Origin of the sequence: Nocardia sp. NPDC058058, from assembly GCF_042885355.1 — a bacterium.
GTDB lineage: Bacteria > Actinomycetota > Actinomycetes > Mycobacteriales > Mycobacteriaceae > Nocardia.
Genome location: NZ_JBHVSA010000003.1, coordinates 890,097 through 913,848, shown reverse-complemented (window position 1 = coordinate 913,848; position 23,752 = coordinate 890,097). Strand labels below are relative to the sequence as shown.

Sequence of the window (23,752 nt, the reverse complement as noted above, 5' to 3'; positions counted from 1 at the left end):
CGATTGCGCACCGACATGTACCGCCGATTCTTGATCCATCTAGGAGACCGTCTGATGGACGCCGTCTACGAGCAATACGCCCGCGAAATGCATGACAGGTATGGATATTTCGCGATTTGGCTACCATCGTCACGGGTGGCTCTCGGCGACGTGGGAGTCTTCGTCGATGATCGCTTCGAGAAGATCACCACGCTTGCCGCCCTGGGGATCCCGTTCTTCACCGAGCCGGCGGGCCATGTGACACATCTGGACTATTCCTCGGCGAAAGCCGTCCAGGTTTCCACCGAAGGCTCTGCGGCGCTGGGAGATACTTCGACGGCTGCGCTGACGATCTCTTTCGGCCGAAAAGGTGCGACATTCTTCCAAGCCGCACAATCTCGCGAGGAGAAACTCGCGAATCTCCATCTCCTCGAAGCAGAGTTGCGGCGGCTTCATCAGCTCAAGCGGTGGTCGTTGGATCACCTCGTGGTAAATACCGTTCTGCACACGGGACCGACAGTGATCTTCGTGTCCAACGAACGGGATGCGCAGGTCGCTCTCGATGTGCGGGCGGACTTGCTCGGATCCCCCATTCCGATCGCCCAGGCATCAGGACAGCTGAGCATCACTCGCCGATCCGGCCTTGCCGCGAATGTCGTGGCTCCGGACGGACTTACGCCGCTGTTCCGCGCAGTACAGATGAAGAAGCGGCTGGGCCGTGATGTGTCCATACAGTTCCGCGGTGATGACGAAATAGGGCTGGTACCCGTGGAATGGGAGGACATCGAACCTCACCGGCCCATGGCCACCTCGTGAGCACCCCCGAAATACTCCTGTACACGCCCTATTTGGGCGAGGTGATCCTGCTCGCGCAGCAGTTCGCCGCCGACTCCCATCGATGTGTCGGAGTCGATGACTTGCTGGCAGCGGCCATATTCGGCAACGACCCTTCCTGCCGATGCAGGTTGGTCCTGCACTGGCTGGGAGCAGACCGCAACCTCGAGCAGCAAACGTACATCTGGGCCTCGGCGGTTCAGCGCGAAATCGACTCCGCCTCAAGGGCTGTGGAGTTTTCCGCAGACGCGGCGGCGGTGCTCGAGCGAATGAAATATTGGAGCGCACGAACCGGAGACCACAGCGCTGATACCGCACACCTGCTGCTGGCGGCGTTGGAGTTCGACAACACCGTTGGCCATGTTCTCACCGGTGCCACCACCAACGACCTCGTACGCACCGCGCTGACAGTTCGGAGCTCGATCAGCAGTCGTGATCGCCATGTCGGACACCGGCCACCGATCCTGTCTCCGCGCCGATCGAATCGACCCGAAACCCACGCATTCGAGGCTATTCCCGAGGAGGACAGCCACTTTCGAACCTACAACTCCATGACATCGAGATCCCAGATAGCCGGACGCGGGCATATGAGTTCACGTATCCAGCGCCATCTGGTCCGACTGTCTCTGCTGGTGACCATGCTGGAATTGCTGGCCCTTGCTGCGCTGGTGACCTCCGCGATCTACGTTGCGGTCACCGACAGGTGGTGGGCCCTGCTGTGGCTGGTGTGCATACTTCGCCGGGACCGACTCGGCGTGAAGACACGGATGTCGATCGATCTTGGTGTGCTCGTTTGCGCGATCATGCTCGGATTTGCGTTCTGGCCGATCGGGGTGGTGCTCAGCTATCGGGTCCTCGACATCGCCGAAGAACGTATTGGGGTGCTACAGGCACGTAGTGCGGTCGCCGATCCGGACTTGTCGGCGCGCAGCCTGCGTGCGGATCGGCGAGTCAATCAAAGAGCCGCCAACAAAGCCGCAGCCGAACAGCTGCAGCGGAAACTGAAGCTGGGATGACACCGACGCTCGATACCTCGCAATGGGATTCACGACATCGCTCCAGCGACCAGATACCGGAGTGGCTTTCCCGACGTTACCGACACAGCGACGACAAATATGTCAACACTCATGTATTGCCCGCACCGGTCTTTTTGGCGGGCGATATCGGGTCCGAGCAGCTCGACGCAGGAACGTTGCTGGGAGGGATGTTCCTGCTGCCCGCATCGGTTCGGATGGTGCGCGCCCATGGTTCCACCCGTAACCGGATCGGATTGTTCCACTGCGACTACGCCCACATCACCTACAGGATCATGGTTCCGCTTTGGAGTGTGCGAGTGCTTGTCTCCGCACTGGCGGCGGCATCAACTCTTCTGATGGGAGGCTCGATCACAGCCTCGATAGTCTTCGGCTTCGCCGCGTGGGTGCTGCAAGGATGGCGCGGGCGCACAGCATTTCCCATCTATCTCGCCGCGCTGGTGTGGGCCGCCCTTACTCACCCGGTGCTGCTATGGGTGCAGGTTCCCGCATTCATGATCTACCGGGCTTGCCGCTTGATGTTCGCTTCGTGGATGCGGAGCCTGATGTCCCCCATGGTGTTCAACAGTCCCGCGGCGTTTCTCGGCACGGCCGCGATCGTTCGGGCGATGTGGAACCCGACACTGTCGAGTGTCCTGCTCGCGGTCGACAAAGCAACTCACGACGATCGCGCCCGCACTACCTTCTTCGTCGACGCGGCCTTGCTCTCTGCTCCCCCACACCTGACCCCCGTGCTGCTGCAGTGCCGAGCCAATGCCGCCGCAGCCAACCTGCAATATCAACAGGCCCTGCAATTAGCGCAACAGGCAAGCGTTCTGGCTGAAGCCAGTAGCACATCGATCCGCGGGTGGTGTGCGCTGCAGTTCGGAGATCTCTTGCTGGCTTCGGGCAGATCCGATCTGGCCCTGCAACGCTGGGACCTTGCAGCCGAGTTGCTGGGTCGGCGCCGCAGTACCCGTTACTGGCGAATCGAAGCCGATCTGCGCCGCGCCGAGGCGCTGACCGCCGACCTCGAGCAATTGCCCAATTGCGAGCTGGGTCTGCGGCTCATCACCGAACTTCGAGCCGCTGCCATCACTCTCGCGAACATCCCGCTTCTGGACCACACCGAGTTCCTGATCCTGCGCATGATGCACGCCGCGGGAAACAGGAGTGCGGTTTTGGCCTACTTGGACCAGTGGCATGAGGACACAGGCGCCAAAGTCGACGCTGCGGCCTCGGTCAGCGAGTATGCACACCAGAACTTGCTGCTGGCAGCGCTGCTTGTAGATTTGGCCGAACGTCCTGAACACTACGACGAAGCTGAAATCACCCATAAGGGTGATATTTACGAATACGCCGCCTCACTGTGCGACACCGTGCTCGGCTACCTCAACCGCACGTACGACCCACTGACCCAAGCGCAGTCATTCGCGATCCTAGCTCGTATCCATGTAGCCCAGCAGCTCAACTCTCAAGCTCTCGCTGACGCCCTCGCCTGTCTCAATGCCGTGCAGCAGGTGCGATACGAACTGCCTGCGACGCACTGGCGCAATCAGTGGACGGCCACCCATGCCGAAACCTACGCCCTAGCAGTCACTCTGGCCGCTGAGCACGATCCGACATTGGTCGCCGAATTGCTGGAAGTGGTACGTGCACAAGCGGTCCCACTCGAAACCAATCAGGAGGGAGCTCTCGTCCGCGCGATCTTCGACGCGTTGGTTTCGGCCACTGGTTTACCCGAATCGTTCGGACTCGCTCATGCGTCGGCCGGTTCGGTCACCGACCCGGTACTGACTGACCGCACGATCCTCGTCCAGGACGCGTCTTGGGTGGGTGGGGACCGTGAAACCGCAATCGACCTCGACGCAGAACTCACTGCCATGTATCCCAGCGCCTGGTATTGGAGCTACTGCCGCGTGGGTGACACGATCTTCCATGCAATCCGAAATCCCAACGGGCACTGGCATACCACCAGCAGCCCCTACCAGGCACTTATACAACCGCTGCAGGATGTGTTCTGGCACCTTCCAGTCCACTTTCCAGGCCAACGGTATCCCGAGCACCGGCTCAAGAACACCGCTCTGACAACGGAATTCGCACACGCACAGGCCGAAGGCTCCGTTGCCGGCAAGGTGTTCTCGAGACTATTCGCTGCACTCGGGGACGAACTGATACCCAGCATCCTGAGCGACCATCTCACCACCGGCCAAGGCCCCCACACACTTGTTGTTGCGCCAACCGGCGCCCTGAGTGCCATTCCGGTCACCGCGTTGCATATCGGCCTCGAGCGCCCGCTCATCGAGACCAGCGTGGTTGTGCACCTCCCATCGGTCGCACTGCTGGCCCACCGCCGCGTCGCCAACCAGAACACCGACTCAGTCGTCCTGGACAACGTACTCGGTGTTCTGGTTCCACACTGTCCACCGGGACAAGACCCCGGCGGCGAGAACCTCCCCTACGCGGAGAGCACCATCCCAGCCCACAGCACCATAATTCGCGGACCCGTCACCAAGGGTGCGTTCTCGAACGAATTGAACCGCACCGCAGCCCGCTTCGGAACACTGCTGCTGACCGGACACGTCAGTGGCGGTCATAGCGCGGAGCCGGCAACCACGGGGTACAACTTCAGCGACGGCCGACTCACCCTCCGGGACTTCTACGCCGTCACACCCCAGGGAAATCCGCAATATCGGATGCCACCGCGCGTCGTCCTCGCCGCGTGCGGCAGCCTCGGCACGAACCCTGACATACCAGCCGATCTGCACCGCACAGACACCATACATGCGCCCGAGTGGCTGGGAATCGGTGCGGCAGTAGTGCATTCAGGTGCCGAACACGTGATCTGCACCCTCTACAAACTGCCTGATTCCGAAACCACTCGCCGCATCGATCTCGCGCTCATCGCCGCGCTACGCAAAGGAGGCGACCCTGCAACCATTCTTCGCGCGGTTCAGCTGGACGAACTCGATCGATGGCGCCATGTAGGAGGCGCCTTGCCGCTCGCCTTCCTCGCCTACACGTATGTCGGACTAGGGCGAGCAAGTCAGTCCTGAGTGGGCACGACTCAACGCACTGAGCCACAACGGAAATCACCATGGCTCGAGCCTCGAAACCGTCCACTGGCACCTCGTGCAAGGGGACACGCAACGAGCGGCGGTGTCCACCCGCGCCGGAGCGGTTCTCAGCGCGAACACGTTAGTCATAGCCGGGGCGACACTGGCCTTCTCGTTGAAAAGCACACGACCGGTACGCATTTGGGTATTCATACCTGCCTGCGCGCACTCATCCTGGTCGGATGCTCCGTGGTTTGCGCAACGCAGGCGTTGGTGATTAGCGCGCAACTCAAGTTCCTCGGCTCACCACAGCTACTCGGTGACTCCTTACCGGTACGCCTATGCAAATAGCCTGCTCCGAGTACAGGATTGACGAGCTACGGTCCACCTCTAACGGTGCTCCCGACTACAAGCTGTTCTGATGAACTCCGGTGCGGTGAGCGAACGCGTGAAGCCCGGCAAGCGTGTCGCTCCAGGGTGACGCAGCAGGCTCAGGGTTATCTGTTGTATCGCCCGAGCTGGTCCACACCGCACTCCTCGCGCAAGCCAAGGAAGCACTGGTCCGGGCGCTTGGCAACCGAGGAAGAACCTCGACGTACGCCATCGCGTCGCGACCACGCTCTACCGTACAGCTGCCCGGTCGCCGAGCGCGGCGGGTGGGGCTGCCCAGCAGTTTCCCCAACACCGCGCACTCATCGAGGCCGCCGCGCCTACGACCCACACACCTATGGGCTCGATCCCGATGTCCACCAATCGATTACGGTCACTGATGGCCGCTACCCGGCGCACGACCACACACCGAGGTTCGACAACACTCGCGGATTCGGCTGCGTGAACTGCGGTATCGAACGCGCCGTCCTCGACCAGCTCGGCGCCCCGGTCGCCACGCCGATGATGGATTGTGCGGTATATGTCGCGAAAGCGGCGTCACTGCGATCCCCGAACCCGACCAGCGCCTTCGCATCAGCGATATCGTAGGTCTTGGCTCCACGAACCCCCTTCATTCGCTGACCGACTACAAGTTAGTTCGCCGCGTCGGAGACATTGCCCGACGACACGCACTCGCTGACAACGAAATACTGTTGTTCGGCCCTACTCACTCCCAGCCGAACCCCTCATCGGCCCTCGTCACCGACTGGCTCAGTGACGAGTTGGAGCCACTCGAGCACGAGCAGCAGCGACGTGCTCGCCTCACCGCGGGGAAGCAGAGACCGAACGGCAGCTCAATCATCGCGTTGTGAGCCACGAATCAGACAGTCCGATAGCCGATTCGGGCCAACGATGGTCGACCCCGATGTCTCAGGGCCAGATCCGTGACAAACATCGGCTAGGCCGATCGCCACAGCTAGCCGAGGTCTCCGGCCGCACCGCAGGCTTCGCGGTAGGCGAGCAGATGGGTCAGGAAAGGGTGCGGGCGGGTTCGGCCCAGCGCTCGCAGCGACGGGGTGTCGGTGGCCTGGTCTGGGGTGGGCGGGAGGCCTAGCTCGTCGAACAGCACCTGTTGTAGGTCGCGTTCGGAATACAGGTCGACTTCTCTGCCGATCACGCCCCAGGCCGCGGCCTGACATACCTGTGATGGGGTGGGCGCTTTGTGTTGGGGGCCATCGGCCCTGGGGACTGCGGACCTCTTCGATAAGTCGGAGTCGGTCATATAGGCATGGTCGTCGCTCTCGCGCGTCATGCAGGCTCTCGACACGCGGTTCCGACGCGCCGATAAAAGTCGTCGAAACTCACTCGATTCCAAGATCACGGTTTGGTATCCGGCGCGGTGGGCTACTCCGTAGACATGATCATCACCCCGCGTAATCGACCAGCGACTACGAGGACAGATCTGACCTCGGTCACCCTCACCATGCTTACCTGCGCGATCTTCTTCCTCGGTTTGACCGCCCTCACCGGGTCGATCTCCACCGCCGCGACCGGCGCTCTCGGACTGTGCGGCGCGGTTGTGCTCGCGGTGAAAATGATGGCGCTGCCGAACGATTCGATCTGAGCCGACTCGCGCCGAACCTCGCCCCGCAGGCGAGTAGATCGGCTGAGAGTCAGGCCGTCATCGGGCGCGGAAGCAGGATGGCACGGGCTCGCGCCAGCATTGTTTGCAGGATCGGATATTCCGGCAATACGAGGTAGCGGGGGCGGGGATGCCGCCAGTGCGAGCGCGCGGGCTGCTCGGCCACGAGGGCGAGATGTCCGTTGGTGGTTACCACCGTCACGCAGTCGGGTCCGCAACCGCGCGCACGCCCCCGGCAGCCCTCGAGGCTCCAGCCGATCAAGGTGACCGATTGGGCTTGTTCGGAGGTCCTGGGTAGTGAATGCTCCGCGGGACGGATTCCGGCATGGGCCAGCTCATCGACGAATTCGGCGAGCCGGGCGCGGGACAGGTCCGGCTCCCTGCGGGGATGTTGCTCGCGGCGCGCCGCGGAATAGGCTGGCATAGCGTCTCTTTCGGTGAACCACTCGAGGGAGGGGTACATATGAGATTTGCCCCACACGATCGCCTCGAAACCATTTTCTCGAATTGGGGCGCCCTCTAGGGCATTTGCCCGATGTCGATCTTGATCGCGTTCTCTAGCGTCGATCGCATGACAGTTACGTTGAACCCCTCGATCATCGGTCAAGCCGAGAAGGTGCATACCGCGATCCTCGCTGTCGCGCTGGCGAACACCGGTCTCGATGAGAGCCAGTGGATCACCCTCAACCAGTCCATTGCCATCGACCCCGGCGACACGGCCACACTGCGCACCCATGTCGTCACCGCCACCAAGCGCACCCACACTGAAATCGACACGGCCATAACACGTTTGAACGAGCGCGACCTGCTGGACGGAGCCAAGCCGACCGCGGCGGGCCGCACTCTCGTGGCTGATGTGCGGGCGGGCATCGCTCCCGCACTCGATCGTGCCTACGGCCAGGTGTCGCTGAAGGACAGTGCGATCGCGGCGCAAGCGCTGATCACCGTCACCGCCGCGCTGTCGCAAGAGCTGAGCAAGTTGACGGTGTGACGGCGCTCGGCCGCGATGCCGATCGGCTCACCTCTCGGCGACCACTCTGTCGGTGATCGCCGAGACGAGCGAGCCGATTCCGCAGGGGGAGAACCGAATCAGAACGAGCCGGTGCTCGGCTTGGGGGTGGTCGGCGGGACCGTGGTCGTGGTCGGGGGGACCGTGGTCGTGGTCGGGGGTGTCGTCGTCGGAGCCGGTGTCGTGGTCGGGATGGTCGGCTCATCGATGACGGTGATCACCTTGGTGGTGGTCGAACCCGCGACATTGGTGCGGCCGGAGAAGGTCGCGCCAATGGTGTACGAGCCCGCCGCATTCGGGGTCCACACGGTTGCGGCCTTGCCGTCCGCGCCGACGGGGGCATCGGCGACGACGGTGTCGTTGACCTTGAACTGGATGGTGCCGCCCGCCGCGGCCGGGGACACGCTCGCCTCCAGCGTCACCGGCTTGCCGGTCTTCGCGCCACTGACATCGGTGATCGAGGTGGTCGACACCGCGTCGGCGGCGACGGTGATGCTCGGTCCCTTATCGGCGTAGGTGCCACTGCCCAGCGACCCGCCGTAGTTCATCGACGTCGACAGCGGAGTGGCACGCGCGCAGTTGGCTCCGACGGTGTACTGCACCTCGAAGGTCTGCGACTTGGGGTTGATGTTCGGGTACACCGGGTACTTGGTGATCCCGAATTCGGCCTTCACCCAGTCCGAGGACGAGGTGTCCAGGGAGACCTGATCGCCGCCCATCTTGGCCGAGCCCGCGACGGGGGTCAGGCAGGCGGGGTGCAGGTCCTTGATGTTGTAGATGTACTCCACCGGAATCCCGGTGCGTTCGAATTTGGTTGTGACGGTCACGATGTCGCCCGGAACCGGGTTGGTATTGGACACCGTGCGGGTGAACTTGCTGTTCCCGTCACTCCAGGTGATCGTTCCGGGCGCGGCCGAGGCCGTACCGGGCATCAGTGCGACCGCGAATCCGGCTGCCACCGCGAAGGCCGCCAGCGACCCGCCCACCTGCTTCATTCTCTTATCCACCATCATGTACTCCCACGCACGCCGGGCGCATCGATGCACCCGAGTTGGCGAGATTAGATCATGGTCGGAGGCACTCCGAAGGCGATTCCGAAATGATCGTGATTCAGATTGGGATGGCGAGGGATCACGTGTTGAACACGTGCCAGCCACAGCAGGATTCCGAATTGCGAGGTTGCTGGCGTTTCGTCCGAATCCCGGATTCGACCTCTGACATTCTGTGCCACTATGGCCGATTCCGTGGCAGTGGGCGCAGAACTGAGGTGCGACGTCGAGATCCCACGCGCGGGATCAACCGGGACGGCGTGGTGGCAGGTGAGCAATACCGGCAGCCCCGCACAGATCGCCGCGGCACTGAACGAACTCGCCACCCGCGTGACCCGCGACCTCGGCCCCAGCGACGATTCCGAATATCGCTGGTGCCGTTGCCTGGTGACCCGCGCCGACGGAGCGACCATCGCCGGGTTCCGCGGCCACACCACCACCGCGCAGATCCCCGGCATTCTGGTCATGGTCGCCGGACGCCTCACGACCATGACCGCCACCACCCCTCGATCGGCGGCACCCACCGCGCGTGGCACTCGCGGTCAGGCTCGACGATCGAAACCTCTTGCGGGACAGCGGGGATTCAGCCAACCGAGCACAGCGGCACCGTGGCGCGCAAAAGAGCCGCCTGATGCAGTGGATCCATTGGTCGAGCAGCCAGCATCGCCATGACACTGCGGGTTACCAGCGCCCCGCACCCCGATCCGATCAACGCGGACCGGCTATCGGCCATCTGATCGATGATCACCACGTTGGTCTTGTCGATCTCGGGGCGAACCGTGGTCAAATCCACCACAGCCGTTGGGGCGGAAGCCCGATCGAGATTCCATCGCAGAATGAGCCCGCGCTGCACGATCTTGCTGGCATCGATCTGCCCGGCGAACACCTGATCGACCCAGCGCTCGGACAATCCGGACTTCGCACCGAGCGCGGCCATTCCGCTGTACACCACCGCTTCCCGATCCGGGTCATCGATAACCGGATCCTGATGCGTGCGCTGCGCGGTCTCCCATTTCGCCGCCGCGACGGTATCGGCCAGATCGATGCGATCGGCGATGGCCGTCACGAGGGCGTCCAGCGAACCGGATTCGGGGGGTGCGGCGGCACCGATCGGAGCGAACACCGCCGGGATCCCGAGAAAGAAAATCGCCATCACCGCACTCCTGAACCGCATTATTCTCCTCGCAGGATCACATTGTGGACGGGAAGCGGGCGTCGTGTGATTACTTGTCGACCTTGTTGTACGCGTCGAGGATCTCAGCCGAGACCCGGCCACGCGTGGAAACCTCGAAACCGTTCTGGCGAGCCCACTCTCGGATCGCCCGGGTCTGCTCACGATCGATGGCCGGACGGGCCTTCGGGGCAGCCGAGGTGGTTCCCTTCGTGCTGCGGCTGCGACCGACCTTGCGCGCGTAGGGAGCCCACTGATCGAAGACCTCGCGCAACTTGGCCGCGTTGGCCGTCGACAGGTCGATCTCGAACCCCACGCCGTCGACGGCGAACAACACCGTCTCCTCCGCTATGGAGTCGCCGTCGAAATCGTCCACCATTTCGACGATCACCTTGCGTGCCATGAAGAACCAGCCCTTCGTGTCGAACCCGATGCAATAGAAGGAAATCCTAGAGCAAGCGCATCGGTGGCTGGTGCGGGCGGATCCGCAATCGGGCACACCACGCAACCGGCGATGTGCGACGAGTCACGGTTTAGGCTCTAGCCCGCTGGTCGGTGCCGCTTACCATCTGCGCGCGTGGCGAATAGGACTTCCAAACTGACGGGTTCGATGAAGTGTCCGGTGGGGTCCAGATCGCGCAAGGCAGCGGTGACCGCGTCCTCGAACGCGGTCCGCTTGTCGCCGAGTAGTCGGCGCAATGGCAGCGATGTCGAATACAGGTAGCCGATGGCCTGTTCGATGGTCCAGGGTCGCGCGAATTCGAAGACCTGCCGATGCACCTGCGAGAATGGCGAATTGGCCAGAATCTGTTCATGGCGAACATGCAGAACGTCGACCGGAATGGGGCGTTGGTCTCGGCCCGGGGGCAGGAAGCTGCGTTGCACATCCTCGATGGTGCGCTGCCAGGTGGTACTCGGCCGGACCAGGCAGTTGTCGTTGGCGATAACCACGACGCCACTGTCCTCGACCATGTCATCGAGGGTGGTCAGGACCTGGGCGCGATCCATCCAATGGAACGAGCGGCCCATGGTGACCAGCCTGAAGCGACCGAACTGCCCGGGTAGGTCGGCTGAATCACCTTGTTCCCAAATCACATTCGAGGTCTTTTGCGCTTGTGCCTGCGATGCGGCTTCGGCAAGCATCTCGGGCTCTGGGTCCAGACCGACGGCCGTGGCGACATGTGCGGCGATCGCGAGAGTCAATTGACCTGTGCCACAGCCCAAGTCGAGCAGACGGCCGGTGCCGTCCAAACCCGCGCGCCTGATCACCTCGTCGAGGAACACCTGCGGATACCCCGGCCGATAGCGTGCGTAATGCCACGCCGCGTCGGCGAACAGACCGCCGCTCGAACTGCTGGCAACTGCTGCCATCGTCGCTCCCCCTGAATCACCTGATTGGTATCAGCACAGGCCCAGTCGAACGTATGTCATTGCGGCTGAGCAGAATTCGTGAGCGGACTGGATGCGCCAAGCACCGAATAGACCGCAGCGCGAACGCGGTCGGCGACCTCGGTAGCCGAGGCGGACCCGAGCTTGCCATCCAGATGCAGGAAAGCCAGCCCATGCACCAGCGCCCAGACCGCGACGGCCATCGACTCCGGTTCGGCTGCCGGAAACGCTTGTCGCACAACATTTTTGACGTACTCGTGGATCGCCTCGGTGGCCGCCACCCGTTCCGGGCTGGTCGGATCGCACGGATCGGCGAACATCACCCGGAACAACCCGGGACGATCCAAGGCGAACCGCACGTACGCGATGGCGATGGTGGCCAGATCCTCCGGCGTGACCGGGGCGGGATGCGCTGCGGCCAACCGGGCTGCCAAATCGCGATATCCGACGGCGGCAACAGCCGACAGCAGCGCATCCCGGTCCGCGAAATGGCGATAGGGCGCGGCGGTCGACACACCGGCACGTCGCGCGACGGCACGCAAAGACAGCTCGGCCGCGCCGTTCTCCTCGAGCAACTCGATCGCGGCACGCAGCAACGCCGAGGGTAGATCGCCGTGGTGGTACGGCTGAGTGGTCGACGACGTCACATCATCGAATCTATCAAGCGTCAGCAGCAGTCCCGTTTACCCCGGTCCGCGCCGACAATCGAATTATCGCGGACGCCTGTCACCGCTGAAGCCGCCGAGACCTTGCGGCGTGCCTCCCCGCCGCGTTGACGACGCGGCGGGGACCCCCGCTCAATTGCCGTTCATGACAACGTGTTTCATCGCGACCTTCGGCGCGCACAGCATGGTTCCGCCCGCCTGGACCCAAGCGCCGACGACGCTCGGGGCGTCACGGGCCGGGTTGTAGGTGTCCTCTTCGGAGGAGAACAGGCCGTTGCCGGCGTAGACGAGCCGGGTCACGTTGGGGAATCCGAACTTCACGCCCGGCTCGGTCGGGTGGTACAGCACATTCTGGATGCCGATGACGACGGCGTCGTTGTCGTCATCGAAGGCCACCCAGTCGTACTCGAAACGCATCTGCGGGAAGGGCGCCATGACGTCGACGATCCATTTGCGCACGTCTTCACGGTTGTCGAAGACTCCGTAAGCGTGTTCGACATAGTGCACGTCCTCGGTGAACAGATCCGCGAACGGGCTCCAATCGCCGGTATCGGAACATTTGTCGACCACGGCGTTGTAGTTGTCCAGCGCCTGTTGCACTTCCGCGCGAGCGAATCGGCCCATCGTCGGGCTCCCATCATCTTGGTGAACTGGTTCGAGGACGCGGTGACCGCGCCTCACCTCGAGTTTAAGCACATTCGCTTAGCAATTTAAAGAGTTGTGTTTAATTCGGGTATGATCCGAGCATGACCGGCATCGACCCCCGCAACGCGCTCCTGGACGCAACGGAACTCCTGATCGCACTGCGTGGAATCGAGGTACCGCTGCGCGATATCGCCGCCGAGGCGGGCCAGCGCAACAACTCCGCCGTGAACTACTACTTCGGATCCCGCGCGAACCTGATCGACGCCGCGGTCGAACGCCGGATCGCCGAAATGGAAACCGAACGCTTCGAACGACTCGCCCAACACGAAGCGGACGGCACCGGCCACGACGTGTACGCGCTGGTGGACATGCTGGTACGCCCCATCGCCGACCTCGCGCGCACCGGCCGCAGCACCCACTACGCCCGCTTTCTGGAAATCGTGCGGACCCACCCGGCCATCACCGACGCCGCCCGGCTAGACGCCCCCGACCGCACCGCGGTCCGCATCATCAGCACCCGGCTCGCCACCCGCCTGGACGGCCCCGACGCCGTCCGCCGCATCGAATGGATGCGCAGCGCGATGTTCGCGCTGCTCGCGGATCAGGAGCGGCGCATCGAACAGCACAGCGGCAATCCGGGCACCACTGAGGACATCGTCACCATGCTCGTCGGACTGCTTACCGCGCAACGGGTCTCATATCAGTGAACGGCCGGGCGCTCCGGCCTGATGCCCCATCCGGTCCACGGTGCCGAGTGGCGCAATCCTGTTCGGCGCGGAATCACTCGTTACCAAGCCTCAGTTGACGGCTCGACCTGGCGGCCTGCGCAACGGGCACCAAGGTGCCGGTCTTTGCCTCCCTCGAAATATCAAGCGGTGAGCGCCTTTTCGAAGACCGGCCAGGAGCGGTGTACGTCTTCCTGCCAGTAGCCCCAGGAGTGTGTGCCGGTGGTGCGCATGTCGAAGGTGGCGGGAATTCCGAGTTGGGAGAATCGGTCTCGTAGTTCTCGGGTGCACATGTTCATGATCGCCTCGAGGGGTGCGCCGAACAGTAGTTGCCAGGTGAGGTGGAGGACGTCGCCGTGGGTGCCTTCGGGGGTGTCGAGTTGGCCGGGGATGCCGCTGCCGCTGGAGACGTAGATCGCGGTGCCGCGCAACCGATCCGCGTGCAGGTAGGCGTCGTTGGCGGCCCATCTGGTGTCGTCGGGGGGACCCCACATGTTGAGGGCGTTGCCGCGTTGGCGGGCGACCACCGCGGTGACGAAGGCCTGGCCCATCGGGTCGCTGGTGCGGACGCATCCGCTGTATGAGCCGATGGCTCGGAAGCGGCCGGGTGCGGCCAGGGCGAGTTGGAAGACCGAGGTTCCGGCCATCGAGATGCCCGCGATGGCGTTGGCGCCGCTGCCGTGCAGCGCCAGGTCCATGATCGGGGGTAGCTCCGCGGTGAGGAAGGTCGTCCAGCGGGGGCGGCCGAGCATCGGATCGTCGAAAGCCCAATCGGTGAAGTAACTTCCGCCGCCGCCGATGGGGATCACCACGTTGACCTGTTTGTCGCGGAAGAACTCCGCCACATCGGTCTCGTCGTACCAACTGCCTTCGGTACCGCCGTTCGCGCCATTGAGCAGGTACAGGGTGGGTGCCGGAGCATTCGGGTCCGCTGCCCGCAGCACACGGCTGCGAATGACGGTGTTCATGGCGGCCGAGTACACGAACATGTCCGTGACACGCTCACGCACAGGTTCGATGCGATCGAGCCGAGATCCATCGGGCGCACTTGCGGGCTCGGCACGGCCGATCGCCGCGGTCAGCGCACACAGCAGCAATGCCAAGCAGGCCGCCGCCGTGCGGTATCCGATTGTGCGCCAGCGTGATTCGATGGCATACCGCGTATCGATGAGAATGCCGGACGCGACCATGACTGACCCTCGATTCCTACCGCTGAGAACCCTGCGCCCACGCCGCACCAAGACGCCGAGCGGTACCAGGATTTCGAGTGAACGTCACGCGACGACCCCCTGACCAGCACGGCGACGAAAGTCTGTGATCATTCCCAAGCTGACGCACCGCCGACCGGAGGGTCTCCCAAAGAGTCGTGACCGGCATTGTCCCGGAATTCCCGGCGCAGGAGGCGATTCGAAATCGCCCGCATCGAAATCATTGACGGCGGCAAAGAGTGCGTGCTGAAGTCGTCACCTCCCGCGCCGATTCCGCACTTCCGAAAGGCTCTCATGACCGAGCCGTCCCCCACCGCTGACCGCCGCGTCGCGATCATCACCGGAGCCGCGTCCGGCATCGGCCGCGCCACCGCCCAATTGTTCGCCGAGCGCGGGGAACATGTTGTTGCCGTGGATATTTCGTCACACGGTCTGAAGGATTTGGGCGACCACATCGTGACCCTGTCCGGCGACGTCTCGGGCGAAGAGGTGAACTACGCGGCCGTCGCGACAGCGCTCGAACGGTTCGGCCGTATCGATACCGTCGTGCTCAATGCCGGAACCGGCGGCACCCCGCCACTGGAGTCACCCGGAGCCATCGATCGAGCCGACTACATCTTCGGAGTCAACCTGCGCGGGCCGATACTCGGTCTGCGGGCGGCGATTCCTGCTCTGCGCCAGACGCGGGGATCTGCGGTCTTCACCGCATCGGTTGCCGGGCTGCGCGGCGATCCGGGGAACTGGGCCTACAACGCCTCCACGGGGGCGCTGATCAATCTGGTCCGCGCCTTCGCGATCGACTATGCGGCACAGGGGATTCGGGTCAATGCCCTCGCACCCGGACTCACCCGCACCGGCATCACCGCGAATGTACATGAGAATCCGGACCTGTTGCCCGCGATCGAACGCCGCATCCCGCTCGGGCGCTTCGCCGAACCACGCGAGCAGGCCGAGGCGATCTGGTTCCTGTCCTCCCCCGCCGCCTCCTACATCACCGGCACCACCCTGGTGGTCGATGGCGGGCTCGACGCCAATCTCGGCATCCTGCCACTGCCCGGTCAGACGTTCTGACAGGCTCGGGTACAACGCACCGCCGAATAGGCTTCGATACCGGTCGATCAGGGAGGCATAGACGTGACAGTGGATGCACCGCAGCCGAATTCGTCCGATGAGGGGCGCTGGCGGGATAATGGGGTGCGGGTCGTGACATCGGATCAGCTTGATACGAATACGCCTCAGACTCCGGGGATGAATCGGGCGGCGGCGATCGATGCCGCGCGTGTCGGGGCGCAGAAACTCTGGGCGGGCACGGTCACGATTCACCCGGATGCCAAGACCGGGGCGCATCACCACGGTGAGCTGGAAAGTGTCATCTATATCGTGCGCGGGCGGGCCCGGATGCGCTGGGGCGAGCAGCTCGAATTCGTCGCCGAAGCCGGGCCCGGCGATTTCATTTTCGTTCCGCCGTATGTCCCGCACCAGGAGATCAACGCCAGCTCCGATGAACCGCTGGAATGCGTGCTGGTGCGCAGCGATAGCGAGGCGGTCGTGGTCAATCTCGATATCGAACCGGTCGAGCGGCCGAGCACGGTGCATTGGGTGGACCCGATTCATCACTCCCCCGCGCGCGATGACTGAGCGTGAACCGGCGGCAACTCGGTAAACTGCTCGTGAGCCGTTCCACTTGGATAGGGCAGTGGGAGGCGTGGCGTGGTTGTGGTGTTGGATACCGGCCTACTACCGGTTGGTGAGCGGATCGAAGCCGCCCAGGATCTGTTGGCCGACAACGAGATTCCGTCGATCAATCGGCTCGGTTCGGTAGCCGGTCAACTGTGGCACCGGTTCACCGTGTGGGATCTGGGCGAGGGCGTGCACGCCACACAGGTGGTCGGCACCGGACTGAGCGTGCTGCGCGGCGATAAGCAATTGCGCGTGGCTGCGCCCGAACGCGTCGGGCTCGGGGTGCAATTGACCGGATCCGGGACCTTCTCGCACTGCGGCGCGGATCAGGTCATCGAGGTCGGCGAGTTGTCGCTCACCGACGGCACCAGCGTGTCGGACTACTCCTCCAGCGGTATCGGCGGGTCCAAGGTGCTGATCTTCGACTACGACCAGCTCGCACTGCCCATCGAGACCGTGCGCAGTGCGGCCACCAGACTCAAGTCGAGTCCGCTGTACGGGTTGGTGTCCGCGCATATCGCCGCGCTCGGCGAGGAGGGCGATATCGAGCCCGGTCCGGCCCGAATCATGGTGAAGTCGGCGACCACTCAATTGGTTCGCGCATTGATCACCACCGCCGCGGCCGACCCGCGACAGCGCGGGGACCTGCACGACACGCTCTATCCGCGGATTGCGGCCTATGTGGAACAGCACCTCGGAGACCCGGGGCTGAACCCGGAGCAGATCGCGCGGGCGCACAATATCTCGGTCCGGCACTTGTACAATGTCTGGTCCGCGCGGGGAATCCCCTTGAGCCAGTGGATCATCGGCGCTCGCCTCGAGGGTGCGCGGGCCGATCTCGCTCGTCAGGGTCGTACCGTACCGATCGCGGTGGTCGCGCGCCGATGGGGCTTCACCAACCCGGCGCATTTCTCCCGGCGCTTCCGGGACGCCTATGGCATATCTCCCCGGGACTGGCAACAGAGCCACTGACCGGCAGGGCCCTTGACGGACTTGCCTGATTCGGCACAGCACTGTTCTGTACGTGCACATTTCGCGTGTCGATGATTCACCTCGGCACAGTGTCGCCTTAGCGTGACATTCGGACGCGGAACCACCGCCGAACCGGACTCGGATAGATCGACTCTCGAGCTGAGGCAGCGCTGATGACCGACATCGTGGACCACGCGCCCACACCGACCCGCGCGCCGCTGGTCGGACGAGCAGCGGAATGCCTTGTACTGGAAGGCTTCACGGACAAGATCCGGGCAGGACTGAGCGAAACGCTGGTGCTGGCGGGATCGCCCGGAATCGGCAAGACCCGGCTGCTCGACCATATCGCCGATACCGCACGGGACCTGCTGGTGCTGCGGACCTCCGGCGTTGAGTCCGAATCACCCCTGGGTTTCGGAGCGCTGCACCGCCTGGTGCGGCCGTTCCTCGACCGTCGCGAACGCCTGCCGGAGCCGCAGAAAGCCGCTCTGGGTGCGGCTTTCGGACTCGTCGCCGGACCCGCGCCGGATCGTTTTCTGGTGGGTCTGGCGACGCTGAGTCTGTTCGCGGAGCTGGCGGGCGACGGTCCGCTGATCTGCCTGATCGACGATGCGCAGTGGCTTGATCGCGAGTCACGTGAGGCTTTGACGTTCGTGGCACGCCGCCTGCACGCCGAAGGCGTCGGAATGCTGTTCGCGGTGCGCGAACTAGCTTCGGACAGTGCGCTTTTCGAAGGGCTCCCGATGCACGCGGTGGCCGGGCTCTCCGACTCGCACGCACGAGAACTGCTGAGCCGCACCGCGACCCGCTCCCTCAACGAGGATGTCGCCCGGAGGCTGACCGAACAAACCGATGGCAACCCGCTCGCGTTGATGACCCTGGTGTCCTCGCTTACCACCGAACAGTTGAGCGGCACAGCGGCATTGCCCGAACCGCTACCCATCGGTTCGCGCCTGGCGACCTGTTTCCTCGAGCGTATTCAGACCCTCCCCAAACGCACCCGGGATCTGCTGCTGCTCGCCTCGATCAGCCCGATTCGGGACGAGGCACTGCTGTGGCGGGCGGCGGCGCTGCTCGGATTGTCCGAGGACGACGCCGACCCCGCGGTCGAGGCCGGAGTGCTGTTGCGCGGCAACGGTTTCGCGTTCTCCCACCCGCTGATCCGAACGGCCGTGCATGGAGCGGCGCATCCGGGTGGTTTGCGGCGCGCGCATCAGGCGATCTCCGCGGCCTGCGATCCGGACCATGACCCCGACCTGCGGGCCTGGCATCTGGCCGCGGCCACGGCGGGGGCCGACGAGGCGGTCGCCCGTGATCTCGAGAATTCTGCGCAGCGCGCCCGAACCCGTGGCGGCTATGCGGCCGAGGCGGTGTTGCTGGCGCGCGCGGCCGAGTTGACCCCCACCGTCGCGCGGCGCGATGAGCGCAGATTGGCCGCGGCCCAGGTTTATCTGATGTGCGGTGATCCGCAATCGGCTCAGCGCCTGCTGCGCGAGTCACACCCGGCCAGCCGCGTGCCCGCGATGCGCGGCCGGGCACGCTGGCTCGAAGCGGCCATCGAGACCTACTTCTGCCGATTCGAAGACCAGCCCGCGCTACTGCTGTCGGCCGCAGCGGAATTGGATCCCGGGGACGGTGATCTGGCCTGGCTCATGCTCTCCCAGGCGTTGAGCGCGGCAATGTTGTCCAGGGAAGACACCGTGGGCACCACGCTGGCCGACGTCGCCCGCGCGACTCTTGATGCGTTCGAAGGGCGAGCCGCGGCGTCGGCGCACGACCTGTGCATCGTGGCCCTGGCCATCCGAATCAGCGCGGGATATTCCGCCGCGGTCCCCCGCTGGCGCGCCGCACTGGCGGCATTGCGCGATGGCGAACTCGGCGAACAGGGCATGCCTTCGGCGGTATTCGCCCATTTCGCGAGCGACGAGCTATGGGACGACGCCGCCAGACAGACCCTGTTCGCCCGGCTGCGGAACTTCGACCGGGACAACGGCGCTCTCGTCGGACTGCGAGTTGTGCTGGAATGCCAGGCAACCGACGCGCTGCGAGCGGGTCGGCGTGACGAGGCAGCGAGCTATCTCACCGAATCCCAAGAGCTGCTCACGGTGATCGGACTGCCGGAGGAGAACTACATGCAGCGGCTCGAACTGCTGGTGTGGAGCGGTGCGGAAGTCGAGGCACGCACACTGGCGTCGAGTGTGGAGGGAGCCGACTTCCCTTCGCGAGCAATGCAAGCGGCGGTCGCCGCGCGCGGCATGATCGTGCTCGAGTTGAGTCTGGGGAACTATCACGCGGCGCTGGAGCGGGCGCGGGTTCTCTACGACGACGATGTACCCGGACACAGCAATCTGGTGCTCGCGGATATGGTCGAAGCGGGAGTCCGCACCCAGGAGACCGCGCTCGCGACGCTGGCCCTGGACAGACTCGACACACAGGCGCACGCGAGCGGAACCCCTTGGGCGCTAGGGTCTTTGGCTCGGGCTCGGGCATTGCTCGCGGACGATGACATCGCGGCGGAGCTGTATCAGGAAGCGATCGATCTCCTCGGGCAGACCACGATCGCCGTCGATCTCGCCCGCACCCATCTGCTGTACGGCGAATGGCTGCGCAGACGCAAACAGCGACTGGAGGCCCGCGTCCAGCTGCGCCTCGCCTATGACATGTTCTCCACCGCACGCGCGCCGCTCTTCGCCGAGCGTGCCCGCGCCGAACTTGCCGCCACCGGTGAACGTGTGCGCCGCAGAACGCTGACGCCAGACCCGCAGCTCACACCGCAGGAATCCCAGATCGCCGCATTGGCCGCGGAAGGGGCTACCAATACCGAGATCGCGGCGCGCCTCTACATCAGCGCGTCCACCGTCGAATACCACCTCACGAAGGTCTTCCGGAAGCTGTCGGTGACCTCCCGCAGGCAGCTTCGCTCGCCCCTCGGCTCGGGGGACTAGAAAAGCACTGGGGGGTTTCTCCGATTCGCCGGGTGGTGCGTGCGAGGTCTCATGAACGGGTCAATTCCACCGAAATCGTAGGGACACATCATGACTCCGGTGCTTTTCATCCACGGACTCTGGCTGCACTCGACATCCTGGCAGCCCTGGCTCGGGCTGTTCGGCGAACACGGCTACCAGGTCACCGCGCCCGGCTGGCCCGGTGAACTCGACACCGTCGAGACCGCGCGGGCCACCCCCGAGGGCGTCGCGGGTCACGGCATCGACGACGTGGTCGACCACTACGCCGCGATAATCGCCGAGCTCAGCGAGCCGCCGATCCTGATCGGGCATTCCTTCGGCGGCATGATCGCGCAGAAGCTGCTCGGGCAGGACCGCGCCCGCGCCGCGATCGCCATCGACGCCGCTCAGATCAAAGGTGTGCTGCCGCTGCCTCTTTCGGCGCTGCGCTCGACCACGCCGGTGTTCAAGAACCCCGCCAACCGGAACCGGGCGGTATCGCTCACCTCAGAAGAGTTCCGCTATGCGTTCGGAAACGCCATCCCGGGCGAGGAATCCGATGAGCTGTTCGCGCGCTGGACCGTTCCGGCCCCGGGCAAACCGCTGTTCGAAGCGGCAGCGGCGAATTTCAATCCGCATTCCGCGGCGAAGGTCGACACCGCCAACGCGGCGCGCGGCCCGCTGCTGCTGATCACCGGTGGCAAGGACCACACCGTTCCCGAGGCCGTCACCAGGGCGACCCTGAAGCAGTACCGGCACTCCGAGGCGGTCACCGACTTCCTCGAATTCCCGGACCGCGGGCATTCGCTGGTTGTCGATCACGGCTGGCGCGAAATCGCCGACGCCTGCCTGTCCTGGTTGAAGAGCCAGGAGCTCTGAGCACCGCGATGTTCGATCTGAACCTCGCGGGCAAGGTGGCAGTGGTGACCGGAGCGGGCCGGGGCATCGGACTGAGTGTGGCCAAAGCGCTTGCCGCCGAAGGGGTTTCTGTTGTTGCCGGATCCCGTACCGGGAGCCAGGACCTGACGGAGCTTGCCGCGCGCCAGGGCGTGCGAACGCCGTTGATCGATCTCACCACCCCCGACGGCCCCCGGCAGTTGATCGATGAGGCCGTGACCGCGTTCGGCGGGATCGACATCGTGGTCAACAATGTCGGGGCCGTGATTCCCCGCGTGCAGGGCTTCCTCGCCGTGACCGACGAGGACTGGCTGTGGTCATTGACGACCAACCTGCTCGTCGCGGTCCGCACGGCCCGCGCCGCACTGCCGCATCTGATTCAGCGCGACAGCAGCGCCATCGTGACCATCAGCTCGGTCAACGCGTACCTACCCGATCCCGGCGTAATCGACTACTCCGCGGCGAAAGCCGCACTGTCGAACTTCAGCAAGTCGTTGTCGAAAGAGTTTGGTCCGCAAGGTGTTCGGGCGAACACGATCTCACCCGGGCCGGTCACCACCGCGCTATGGCTGGGCGATCAGGGCGTCGCCGCCGTGGTCAGCGCGGCGGCATCCGCCGACCCCGACGAGGTGGTCCGGCAGGCCGCGTCCAAGAGCGTCACGGGGCGGTTCACCCATCCGCAGGAGGTCGCCGATCTGGTGCTGCTGCTGGCGAGCGACCGAACCGCCAATGTCACCGGCGCCGATTTCAGGATCGACGGCGGACTCATCGAAACACTCTGAACCCGTTGCACCGCAGTGGATCACTGCGGTGCACCACCATTTGAAGCAGAGGAGTACCCATGACTACACCGACAGTTCTGCTGGTGCACGGCGCATTTGCCGATGGATCCAGCTGGGCGCCCGTGATCGAGCGCCTGCACGCGGCGGGAATCAGCGCGCAAGCACTGGCCAATCCGCTGCGCGGACTCACCTTCGACGGTGACTACGTCGCGAGCGCCGCCACTCAGACCGCAGGTCCGGTCCTGTTGGTCGGCCATTCCTACGGCGGTGCCGTAATCACCTACGCGGCAAGCAAATCCGCCAATGCCGTCGGACTCGTCTACGTGGCGGCGTTCGGCATCGACACCGGCGAGAGTGCGCTGGGCGCGGTGTCGAACTACCCCGATCCCGGCCTGGGCGTCTCCATCGAGCCGAAGACCTATCCGGGCAGCGAAGAACCGGAGTTCTACATCAAGCAGGACCTGTTCCATTCGGCCTTCGCCGCGGATCTCCCCGAGAGCGTCACAGCCATCGGCGCGGTCAGCCAGCGCCCGGTATCGGCAACCGCGCTGGGCGAACCGCTGAGCGTGCGCCCGGCGTGGAAGGCACTGCCCAGCTGGTTCGCCGTCGCCACCGAAGATCACGCGATACATCCCGACGCGCAACGCATGTTCGCCGAGCGTATGGGCGCGAAGACGATCGAAGTCAACGGTTCGCACTCCATCGCGGTCAGCCAGCCCGACGCGGTGGCGGGCTTGATCATCGAGGCAGCGAACTCGGTGAGCACCACCGTTCCAGATCACGGCTAACCTCGAACCGTGGTCTGAAGCCACCGACGATGCGTACCCGTATTCGATTGGAAGGAATCCCACATGCCTGTCATCACCACATCCGACGGCGTCGACATCTACTACAAGGACTGGGGCAGCGGGCAGCCCATCGTCTTCAGTCACGGCTGGCCGCTGTCCGCCGATGACTGGGACACCCAGATGATGTTCTTCCTGTCCCACGGCTTCCGGGTGATCGCGCACGACCGGCGCGGGCACGGGCGCTCCGCGCAGGTCGCGGACGGTCACGATATGGATCATTACGCGGACGACCTCGCCACGGTGGTGAACCACCTCGACCTGTCGAACGCGGTGCACATCGGTCATTCCACCGGCGGTGGCGAAGTGGTTCGCTATCTCTCCCGGCACGGACAGGACCGCGCGGCCAAGGCCGTGTTGATCAGCGCGGTCCCGCCGATCATGGTCAAGACCCCCGACAATCCGGGCGGACTGGATAAATCGGTGTTCGACGGCATTCAGGAACAGGTCGCGACCAACCGCGCGGACTTCTTCCGCACATTCGCCGAAGGCCCGTTCTACGGCTACAACCGCCCAGGCGCGCAACCCTCCGAAGGCATAATCGCCAACTGGTGGCGTCAGGGCATGGCAGGCGGCGCGAAAGCCCACTACGACGGTGTCGTCGCGTTCTCCCAGACCGACTTCACCGAAGAACTCACCAAAATCACCATCCCCACCCTCGTCCTGCACGGCGAAGACGACCAGGTCGTCCCGATCCAGGACGCCGGCATCCGCTCCGCCGAACTACTCCCCAACAGCACGTTGAAGACCTACCCCGGCTTCCCACACGGCATGCCCACCACCGAGGCCGCCACCATCAACGCCGACCTGCTCGCCTTCATCCAATCCTGAGCAGGTCGGACACCGACTGTATCGAGCGGTCCGCGCCCAGCGCGGA

The 23,752-nt window shown here is 64.3% G+C and carries 23 protein-coding genes; 14 read left to right on the top strand and 9 right to left on the bottom strand.

Annotated elements, in window-relative coordinates:
* Nucleotides 1-54 precede the first annotated feature (54 nt).
* Genes ACFVUS_RS27825 through ACFVUS_RS27815 form a run of 3 tightly spaced genes read left to right on the top strand, consistent with a single transcriptional unit; the run spans nt 55 to nt 4,882 of the window.
* Nucleotides 55-795, top strand: coding sequence for a hypothetical protein (locus ACFVUS_RS27825; protein WP_387772590.1), 741 nt, complete (start codon nt 55-57; stop codon nt 793-795).
* Nucleotides 792-1,829, top strand: a complete 1,038-nt coding sequence (locus ACFVUS_RS27820; RefSeq protein ID WP_387772587.1) for a hypothetical protein — start codon at nt 792-794, stop codon at nt 1,827-1,829. The genes ACFVUS_RS27825 and ACFVUS_RS27820 overlap by 4 nt, the downstream gene beginning before the upstream one ends.
* Nucleotides 1,826-4,882, top strand: coding sequence for a CHAT domain-containing protein (locus ACFVUS_RS27815; RefSeq protein WP_387772584.1), 3,057 nt, complete (start codon nt 1,826-1,828; stop codon nt 4,880-4,882). The genes ACFVUS_RS27820 and ACFVUS_RS27815 overlap by 4 nt, the downstream gene beginning before the upstream one ends.
* Before the next feature lie 1,345 nt (nt 4,883-6,227).
* On the opposite strand, the gene ACFVUS_RS27810 is transcribed toward ACFVUS_RS27815, so the two are convergent.
* Nucleotides 6,228-6,428 carry a hypothetical protein gene (locus ACFVUS_RS27810; protein ID WP_387772581.1) on the bottom strand — a complete coding sequence of 67 codons (201 nt, stop codon included), beginning with the start codon at nt 6,426-6,428 and terminating at the stop codon, nt 6,228-6,230.
* A gap of 240 nt (nt 6,429-6,668) precedes the next feature.
* Here ACFVUS_RS27810 and ACFVUS_RS27805 point away from each other — a divergent pair, with 240 nt between their 5' ends.
* Complete coding sequence (locus ACFVUS_RS27805; RefSeq protein ID WP_387772578.1) at nt 6,669-6,875, top strand: hypothetical protein; 207 nt, start codon at nt 6,669-6,671, stop codon at nt 6,873-6,875.
* A gap of 49 nt (nt 6,876-6,924) precedes the next feature.
* Here ACFVUS_RS27805 and ACFVUS_RS27800 read toward each other — a convergent pair whose 3' ends face one another.
* On the bottom strand, nt 6,925-7,317 hold the full coding sequence (locus tag ACFVUS_RS27800; protein WP_387772575.1) for a hypothetical protein: 393 nt from the start codon (nt 7,315-7,317) through the stop codon (nt 6,925-6,927).
* A 147-nt stretch (nt 7,318-7,464) separates the two neighbouring features.
* Between ACFVUS_RS27800 and ACFVUS_RS27795 the strand changes: the two genes are divergently transcribed.
* Entirely contained in the window at nt 7,465-7,884 is a 420-nt protein-coding gene (locus tag ACFVUS_RS27795; protein WP_387772572.1) for a hypothetical protein, read from the top strand.
* Nucleotides 7,885-7,982: 98 nt separating this feature from the next.
* On the opposite strand, the gene ACFVUS_RS27790 is transcribed toward ACFVUS_RS27795, so the two are convergent.
* From ACFVUS_RS27790 to ACFVUS_RS27765, 6 genes are all read right to left on the bottom strand, one after another.
* Nucleotides 7,983-8,912: an Ig-like domain-containing protein gene (locus ACFVUS_RS27790; protein WP_387772569.1), complete on the bottom strand. Its 930-nt coding sequence runs from the start codon at nt 8,910-8,912 to the stop codon at nt 7,983-7,985.
* Nucleotides 8,913-9,534: 622 nt separating this feature from the next.
* On the bottom strand, nt 9,535-10,104 hold the full coding sequence (aroQ, locus tag ACFVUS_RS27785; RefSeq protein ID WP_387772566.1) for a gamma subclass chorismate mutase AroQ: 570 nt from the start codon (nt 10,102-10,104) through the stop codon (nt 9,535-9,537).
* Between the two features lie 70 nt (nt 10,105-10,174).
* Complete coding sequence (locus ACFVUS_RS27780; protein ID WP_387772563.1) at nt 10,175-10,525, bottom strand: Lsr2 family protein; 351 nt, start codon at nt 10,523-10,525, stop codon at nt 10,175-10,177.
* 137 nt (nt 10,526-10,662) lie between these two features.
* On the bottom strand, nt 10,663-11,493 hold the full coding sequence (locus ACFVUS_RS27775; RefSeq protein ID WP_387772560.1) for a class I SAM-dependent methyltransferase: 831 nt from the start codon (nt 11,491-11,493) through the stop codon (nt 10,663-10,665).
* Nucleotides 11,494-11,549: 56 nt separating this feature from the next.
* Nucleotides 11,550-12,158, bottom strand: a complete 609-nt coding sequence (locus ACFVUS_RS27770) for a TetR/AcrR family transcriptional regulator (RefSeq protein ID WP_387772557.1) — start codon at nt 12,156-12,158, stop codon at nt 11,550-11,552.
* A 150-nt stretch (nt 12,159-12,308) separates the two neighbouring features.
* Complete coding sequence (locus tag ACFVUS_RS27765; protein WP_387772554.1) at nt 12,309-12,800, bottom strand: nuclear transport factor 2 family protein; 492 nt, start codon at nt 12,798-12,800, stop codon at nt 12,309-12,311.
* A 122-nt stretch (nt 12,801-12,922) separates the two neighbouring features.
* Here ACFVUS_RS27765 and ACFVUS_RS27760 point away from each other — a divergent pair, with 122 nt between their 5' ends.
* Nucleotides 12,923-13,528, top strand: coding sequence for a TetR family transcriptional regulator (locus ACFVUS_RS27760; RefSeq protein WP_387772551.1), 606 nt, complete (start codon nt 12,923-12,925; stop codon nt 13,526-13,528).
* Between the two features lie 161 nt (nt 13,529-13,689).
* Here ACFVUS_RS27760 and ACFVUS_RS27755 read toward each other — a convergent pair whose 3' ends face one another.
* A complete protein-coding gene (locus ACFVUS_RS27755) occupies nt 13,690-14,736 on the bottom strand; it encodes an alpha/beta hydrolase (RefSeq protein WP_387772548.1) in 1,047 nt (348 codons plus the stop codon).
* 312 nt (nt 14,737-15,048) lie between these two features.
* On the opposite strand from ACFVUS_RS27755, the gene ACFVUS_RS27750 reads away from it, so the two are divergent.
* From ACFVUS_RS27750 to ACFVUS_RS27715, 8 genes are all read left to right on the top strand, one after another.
* On the top strand, nt 15,049-15,825 hold the full coding sequence (locus ACFVUS_RS27750; RefSeq protein WP_387772545.1) for an SDR family NAD(P)-dependent oxidoreductase: 777 nt from the start codon (nt 15,049-15,051) through the stop codon (nt 15,823-15,825).
* A gap of 177 nt (nt 15,826-16,002) precedes the next feature.
* Entirely contained in the window at nt 16,003-16,392 is a 390-nt protein-coding gene (locus tag ACFVUS_RS27745; RefSeq protein WP_387772542.1) for a cupin domain-containing protein, read from the top strand.
* A 72-nt stretch (nt 16,393-16,464) separates the two neighbouring features.
* On the top strand, nt 16,465-17,406 hold the full coding sequence (locus ACFVUS_RS27740; RefSeq protein ID WP_387772539.1) for a helix-turn-helix domain-containing protein: 942 nt from the start codon (nt 16,465-16,467) through the stop codon (nt 17,404-17,406).
* A 173-nt stretch (nt 17,407-17,579) separates the two neighbouring features.
* On the top strand, nt 17,580-20,351 hold the full coding sequence (locus ACFVUS_RS27735) for a LuxR C-terminal-related transcriptional regulator (protein ID WP_387772536.1): 2,772 nt from the start codon (nt 17,580-17,582) through the stop codon (nt 20,349-20,351).
* Nucleotides 20,352-20,441: 90 nt separating this feature from the next.
* Nucleotides 20,442-21,230, top strand: coding sequence for an alpha/beta hydrolase (locus ACFVUS_RS27730; RefSeq protein ID WP_387772533.1), 789 nt, complete (start codon nt 20,442-20,444; stop codon nt 21,228-21,230).
* An 8-nt stretch (nt 21,231-21,238) separates the two neighbouring features.
* Nucleotides 21,239-22,030, top strand: coding sequence for an SDR family NAD(P)-dependent oxidoreductase (locus tag ACFVUS_RS27725; RefSeq protein WP_387772531.1), 792 nt, complete (start codon nt 21,239-21,241; stop codon nt 22,028-22,030).
* Between the two features lie 59 nt (nt 22,031-22,089).
* Nucleotides 22,090-22,818 carry an alpha/beta fold hydrolase gene (locus tag ACFVUS_RS27720; RefSeq protein WP_387772528.1) on the top strand — a complete coding sequence of 243 codons (729 nt, stop codon included), beginning with the start codon at nt 22,090-22,092 and terminating at the stop codon, nt 22,816-22,818.
* 63 nt (nt 22,819-22,881) lie between these two features.
* Entirely contained in the window at nt 22,882-23,706 is an 825-nt protein-coding gene (locus ACFVUS_RS27715) for an alpha/beta fold hydrolase (RefSeq protein WP_387772525.1), read from the top strand.
* Nucleotides 23,707-23,752 lie beyond the last annotated feature (46 nt).